Annotated in this window: 1 rRNA gene and 1 pseudogene; both read right to left on the bottom strand. The window is 48.3% G+C overall.

Features of this window, described 5'->3' with window-relative positions:
- Window positions 1–101: 101 nt before the first annotated feature.
- Window positions 102–875 (bottom strand): annotated as a pseudogene (gene kgtP, locus BGK49_RS15005) (alpha-ketoglutarate permease); the annotation flags it as partial.
- A gap of 324 nt (window positions 876–1,199) precedes the next feature.
- Window positions 1,200–1,293, bottom strand: a 5S ribosomal RNA gene (rrf, locus tag BGK49_RS15000); the annotation flags it as partial.

Below are 1,293 nucleotides of genomic sequence, written 5' to 3'. Positions count from 1 at the left end.
TCTGCATATCTGACACTTTGGTTCCCACTACTTATTTGGTGGACACCACTTTGTCTAATTCGTCAGATTCTGACCAGACGGTTCAGGCTGTACGCTTACAAACAAAGGGAGCCCGCAGCGGTAAAACCGAGAACCATGATGAATGCACGGCGATTGCGCCATAATCCTTTCAGAGATCCAGCTTCTTTTAAAGCGCGCGTTTCTTGTTGCGAAGTTTCATCTAATTGACGACGTAACCACAACGCCACAACAGCTAACACAGCTCCTAACGCGAAAGGAATACGCCATCCCCACTCTCTGAGTGCAGCGTCTTCCATGGTGTGTTGTAAAACCACGACAACCAGTAGGGCTAGCAGTTGTCCGCCGATCAACGTCACATACTGAAATGATGCGTAAAAACCTTTGCGCCCTTCAACGGCAACTTCACTCATATAGGTGGCGCTGGTGCCATATTCTCCGCCAACGGATAATCCCTGAAATAAACGCGCGAGAAGCAATAATGCCGGAGCCCACGTACCTATAGTTTCATAACCAGGGAGGCAGGCGATAACCAGCGATCCGAAACACATCATACACACCGATAACAGCATCGATTTTTTGCGACCATGTTTATCGGCTATGCGGCCAAATAGCCAACCGCCTATTGGGCGCATCAGGAATCCCGCAGCAAAAACACCTGCTGTTTGTAGTAGTTGAGTCGTCGTGTTCCCGGAAGGGAAGAAAATGTGGGCGAAGTAGAGTGAACAGAACGAGTAGACATAGAAATCGAACCACTCGACCAGATTACCTGAAGAGGCCCCCACAATCGCCCAAATGCGGCGACGAGTATCACTACTTGTCAGTTTGCTGTCTGCCGTTACAGTACTTTCAGCCATGCCATTATGTCTCCTGCCGTAATCCGATGCTTTTGTTGGTCGCTTTTGTTTATTTCTTTTGGTAAAGAAAATGTGATACATTTGTTGCGTATTATTATGCAACATTAACCATGAATTTAGTTAGCAGGAAAATGGTTATTGAGGAGCTTAAGGATAAATTTCTGGTAAGGAGGACACGTATGGAAGTAGGCAAGTTGGGGAAACCGCATCCGTTGCTGAATCTGGCATATGTGGGAGTATAAGACGCGCAGCGTCGCATCAGGCATTTTTTCTGCGCCAATGCAAAAAGGCCATCCTGACGGATGGCCTTTCGCTTAATTTGATGCCTGGCAGTTCCCTACTCTCGCATGGGGAGACCCCACACTACCATCGGCGCTACGGCGTTTCACTTCTGAGTTCGGCATGGGGTCAGGTGGGA

Origin of the sequence: Shigella sp. FC1544, from assembly GCF_001722145.1 — a bacterium.
GTDB lineage: Bacteria > Pseudomonadota > Gammaproteobacteria > Enterobacterales > Enterobacteriaceae > Escherichia > Escherichia coli.
Note: the sequence above shows the minus strand (reverse complement) of the source record. Positions and strands in the feature narration are given on the sequence as shown.